This window comes from Candidatus Magnetaquicoccus inordinatus, assembly GCF_004217665.1.
In the GTDB taxonomy this organism is placed as follows: Bacteria; Pseudomonadota; Magnetococcia; order Magnetococcales; family Magnetaquicoccaceae; genus Magnetaquicoccus; species Magnetaquicoccus inordinatus.
Genome location: NZ_RXIU01000167.1, coordinates 3,049 through 7,933 on the forward strand (window position 1 = coordinate 3,049; position 4,885 = coordinate 7,933).

4 protein-coding genes are annotated in these 4,885 nt (G+C 49.9%); 2 read left to right on the forward strand and 2 right to left on the reverse strand.

Annotation, left to right across the window (positions count from 1 at the left end; genetic code table 11):
- Nucleotides 1-46 precede the first annotated feature (46 nt).
- Together EJP87_RS11575 and EJP87_RS11580 are read right to left on the reverse strand one after the other, a co-directional pair.
- Nucleotides 47-757 (reverse strand): cytidylate kinase-like family protein, encoded by a 711-nt coding sequence (locus EJP87_RS11575; protein WP_130472035.1) that lies wholly within the window; start codon nucleotides 755-757, stop codon nucleotides 47-49.
- A gap of 125 nt (nucleotides 758-882) precedes the next feature.
- Nucleotides 883-1,248 (reverse strand): hypothetical protein, encoded by a 366-nt coding sequence (locus EJP87_RS11580; RefSeq protein ID WP_130472036.1) that lies wholly within the window; start codon nucleotides 1,246-1,248, stop codon nucleotides 883-885.
- A gap of 118 nt (nucleotides 1,249-1,366) precedes the next feature.
- On the opposite strand from EJP87_RS11580, the gene EJP87_RS11585 reads away from it, so the two are divergent.
- A complete protein-coding gene (locus EJP87_RS11585) occupies nucleotides 1,367-4,039 on the forward strand; it encodes a methyl-accepting chemotaxis protein (RefSeq protein WP_130472037.1) in 2,673 nt (890 codons plus the stop codon).
- Nucleotides 4,040-4,077: 38 nt separating this feature from the next.
- On the forward strand, nucleotides 4,078-4,885 hold an 808-nt coding region (locus EJP87_RS11590), incomplete at its 3' end, for a GAF domain-containing protein (RefSeq protein WP_153188677.1).

The following is a 4,885-nucleotide window of genomic DNA, read 5'->3' on the forward strand; positions in this document are numbered from 1 at the left end:
ACGATTTATTCACAAGCGCTCCGGGGTGGTAGCCGACACGGCAGGATTAAAGATTTTGTTGTTTAATCAGTTCGCTGCCTGGGACATAATAGCCCATTTTTTCCATGGTAAAGATGATGATCTCCACGGCGGTTTCCGGGGTCAGGCAATCGGAATTGAGGACCAGATCATAGTGTGCCCGTTGATGGGGGCAGCGTTTATAGAGTTCGCGGACATAGAGTTTGCGTTCGTTATCCACTTTGAAGATGCGCTCTTTGGCATCTTTCAATTTAATATTTTCCCGTTCGGCGACCCGTTGGGCACAGATCTCCAGGGAGCCTTCGATGCGCACGCGGAAGACTTTGGGATTGTTGGCCAGGACCAGGTGAGCGCCACGGCCAATGATCACGCCACCACCTTCGGCGATGGCGATGACGGTTTTGATCAAGCGGCGGTAGAAACCGGCCTGAGAGACCTCTCCTTTGGTGAACATGGCATGGATCCAATCTTCCAGGGGACCGGGTGCCCGTTCATCGATGAGGCTCATGAGATATTTATCTGATTTGGCTTCGCGGACGATGCCATCGAGCATGGAATAACCGAAGCAGGGAACGGTAAGGGATTCGGCGAGCAGTTCGGCAATTTGGCTGCCATTGGCGCCGAAGGAGCGTGAAACGGTGACTACCGGGCAACGTTTTTCCCGGTTACACTCTTCCACCCGTTTGGGGTCGAAGTAGGTTGACATAGAGATGCCTTGAATGCCGATCAACTTGCCCACGTGGAAGCCTCCGTTCCGCTAGGTGTCATGACGAAAAAGCGCAATTATTAAAGCAGAATCGACTTCCAATGTCAAGCGCGATAGAGCATTGTTCCAATTGGTATTGCGCTCAGCATGATTAGCAATTAATGGAATTGACAAGAAAAATTGCGCCAAAAGGTCATGCGCTGGCAAGGCCATTTTTTAACGGCAAGCGTCTGTCTGGTGTGTACTTTGTCTAAATATTTTTTTACAGTCGGTGTGCCAAGTGTAAAAAATAGTTTGTTACAATTCCTGTTTTGCCGTCTGCAATGCTGCTTTCTGCGATAAAACAATGTATATATTTGTAAAATAAAGAAAATATATCCTTTTACTGCCAGAAGAGCCCTGCCATCCTGCTCCCTTCCTCCTGTCTTGTTATGGTAAACCAGCTTGTTACTGTTTGTGATATGGAGAGAATCATCTTGAAAAATATTTGTATAACTTATTAATAATATTGAATAATTATTCATGGCATACAATATGCTTATATGTTGTCAAGGTCAAGGATACAGACCGATAGCAAGAGGGGAAATAATGCCGCAATCTCGGCTAATTGGTGCGGCGACGGTTTGACAAAAGGAGAGCAGAATGAAGGGAATGGCCATGTCAGCAAGTCGGGTTGTGCCGGGAGTGCACCGCTCGCAGAGCATCAGTGCACCAACCCCGTTTCATGATTTTCCCAAGGAAAAATTTTTTCGCCTGCGCAAGACAGTACCTTTTCTTTTGCCAACCTTGATCGCTGCCCCGGCCATTGCAGTGATTTTAATTGCCTATTCCATGGCCATGAACAACATCCATACGCTTTCGCACGACACTCTGCAACAAGGCAGCAACAAGGTGATGGATCGCATCACTGCCTTTTTGGATGCTGCCGCTTATACGGTGGCCATCAATGCCACCTTTATTGCTGCCGAGCGGAGTGATCATGATTTTAAAAGCGCCTTTGCCAATCTTTCCGAAACCGAGATCAAACGCCATCCCTATTTTCGTCTGATCTATTTTGGGGATATGCAAGGCAATCATCTGCTGCACAAGGTGGAGGAGAACGGTAGTGTGCGCATGCGTGTGATTGAGCGCTTGAATGATGCACAGGAGTCTCGGCAGCGTTTCAATGAAGCAGTGGCCTTGGCAGAGCGGGGAGAGCATGGGGAGCAGATTGAACGACTCTTGGCTTCGGTTCTCAAAACCACCTGGTGGCAAAAAGATGCTGGCGGTCAGTTGAGCATGCAAGGACAGGATCGGCGTAAAATATATGATCCGCGTCTGCGTCCTTGGTTTCAGAAGGCCAGCAGCAGCAAAACGATTCATTGGACAGATGTTTATGCCTGGGAAGAGCAGTATCAAAGTGCCCAGCGCTGGGAGAGCGGGATTACGGTCTCCTATCCGGTAGAAAAAAAGGGAGAGTTGTTGGGGGTAACGGCCATCGACATTGTTTTGCAGGATATTGTGCAATTTTTGCAGGGACTATCGCTCTCCGCCAACAGTCGCATTGCCATTTTTGATGAACAGGGGATGTTGGTGGCCAGCTCGGATCGTGAGCAACCTGTGGTCACTCTCCAATCTGGCGGCAGTACGCCACAACGTGTTGCCATGATGCAGTTAAAGGATCCGGCTTTGCTGGAGGCTTATCGACAATGGTTGGAAAAACGCAGCCGGGCGGTTCCGGCAAGTGAGACCAATGATCATATGCACCATTTTCAACACCAGAAGGAGGCCTATCTGAGCCACATTCAACCGTTGGTACCGCAATTTGGCTTGCGTTGGCAGCTCTTGGTTCTGGCTCCTGAGGCCGACTTTACGGCGGAAACCACCCATATGTTGATGTGGAGCATGCTCTTTGCTTTGCTGCTGTTGTTGCCATTGGCCTATATCGGCATCAAGTTGGGATATTTGCTCACTGCGCCGATCAACCATGTCATCCAGGATATGAAGCGTTTGGTGCAAAATGATCTGCGTCCTGGGCGGGAAGGTGTCACGCGCATTCAGGAGTTTGGTTTTCTCTCTTTTTTGTTTGCTAAAATGCGCAGCTCACTGCATGCGATGATTGGTGACATTTCCTCGCGCTCGCAAGTGCTGGAACAGTCGGTACAGAGCTTGACCAGCGAGTCGGAACGGGTCTCTTCCGGGATTCAGGTGGCCAGCAGTGCCATTGAACAGGTCACTACCCTGTCAGAAGGGGCCAATCGCAATATGCATGATGTGGCTTTGATGATGGAAGAGATGGAAGGCGAAATGAAGAATGTCATTCGCGAAATGCGGGTGATGTCCGATGATATGGGGGAGATTTCCGAATCTTCACGGGTATATTGTGCCAATCTGGAGGAGTTATCGACCTCCTCACACCATGCACGCAGCAATCTGGATCTCTTGGGCAGTGCGGTACAGGAGGCCAGTCAAGAGGTTTCCGACGCCACACGGGCAGTCGGTGAGATTTCTGACGCTTTACTGCATATTCGTCAGCAGTGTGACCGTACTGCAGAAGAGACCGAGCATGGGCGCCGCGAAGCGGATGCGGGACTGCAGTTGATCGACAATCTGGCCAAATCACTGGTTAAAATTGAGGATATTATCGAATTTATCAACGATGTAGCCGACCAGATTGACATTTTGTCATTCAACGCCCGCATTGAGGCTTCCAGTGCCGGAGATCTGGGGCAAGGTTTTGCTGTGGTTGCCAATGAGGTGCGTGATTTATCACAACACACCGCCCGTTCAGCAGGCACTATTGCCGAATCGGCACTGGAATTGAAAGAAAATTTTCAAGAAGTCAGCCATTTTATGCAGGATATGTCTGTGCGCATGAAGACGCTGAATCTGCATAACCAGGAGATCATGTCGGCGGTGGCAGTGCAGACAGTATCGATTGACAATATCCGTCAGACCATGGAGCAATTGAATAACAAGACTGAGCAAATCGCCTTACGCATGACCGGGTCTTTGGAAGGGGTTGGTTCAGTTTCTGCAACGGTGAGAGAATTGGCGCAATCGATTGCCGAAGTGACACAACATATTGTCAAGGCGACTGAGGATGTGGGTCGCATGGCACCACTGATTGATCAAACCACTCGCCAATCCTGGGATATGTTTATGCGTGTGGAAGAGACGGCGCGCTCCTCCAATGGCATCAACAGTGAAATGGCGGTGGTGCGGCAGATGATCGATGATCTGCAACAGTTGGATGGACAGGTTCGCAACAGGGCCGACTATTTGGCAGGGATGGCGTCGCAGATGAAAGAGGAAGTGTCGGTATTTCACATTTGATTCTCCAATGGCAAGGGAGGGAGGCCGAATTGGTGCGCATGGATATTGAGCACGAAAAAGATGTACTGATTGAGGATATTGTTCAGGTTTTGACCCGCAAGATTGAAGATTTACAGTTGCATCACAAGCGCTTGCAGACATTACAAAATCTGACGGTGATCGGTTTGTCGGATACTGATTTGCGTACCCAAATGTCCAGTGCTTTGGATGTCATCCTCAAGGAGTTTGCTCCCTTGTTGCGTACCAAGCAGAGTGGGGCAATTTTTCTCTGGGACAGACCGCGTATGGAGCTGCAGTTGGTGGCGCATCGCCAATTCAGTCAGGAGCATCAGCAACGTTGTTCCCGATTGGCGCCTGGAGAGTGTTTGTGCGGGATGGTGGCGCAGACACGGGAAAGGCTGTTTGCACAATGTCAAGATAATCGTCATACCATCAGCGTCTCAGGGGTTGCCCCGCATGGTCATTGCATTGTGCCGATTATGACCGGACGACGTTTATTGGGCGTATTAAATCTCTATACCGATCCCGATCATGTGCCGACCGAAGAGGAGAAGGTGCAATTGGATTCGATTGCCAACTTGTTGTCGATTTTAATCAAATCGGAGCAAGGGCGGGCTATGGATATGCTGCAGGCCACCCGGAGTTGGCGGCTCAGCCAGCGGGTGAGTGCTGCCAAGGGGCTGGATATGCTAGAGGTAAGCAGTAAATTGGCCCGTTTGTTGGCCAAAGCGACTCCAGATTATGCGCGTTATGTGGTGGCGCTGGAGGAGCTATTGGTCAATGCCATCGAGCATGGGATTTGTGGCATCTCTTGTACAGAGAAGACCGATCTCAAAGGGGGAGTCA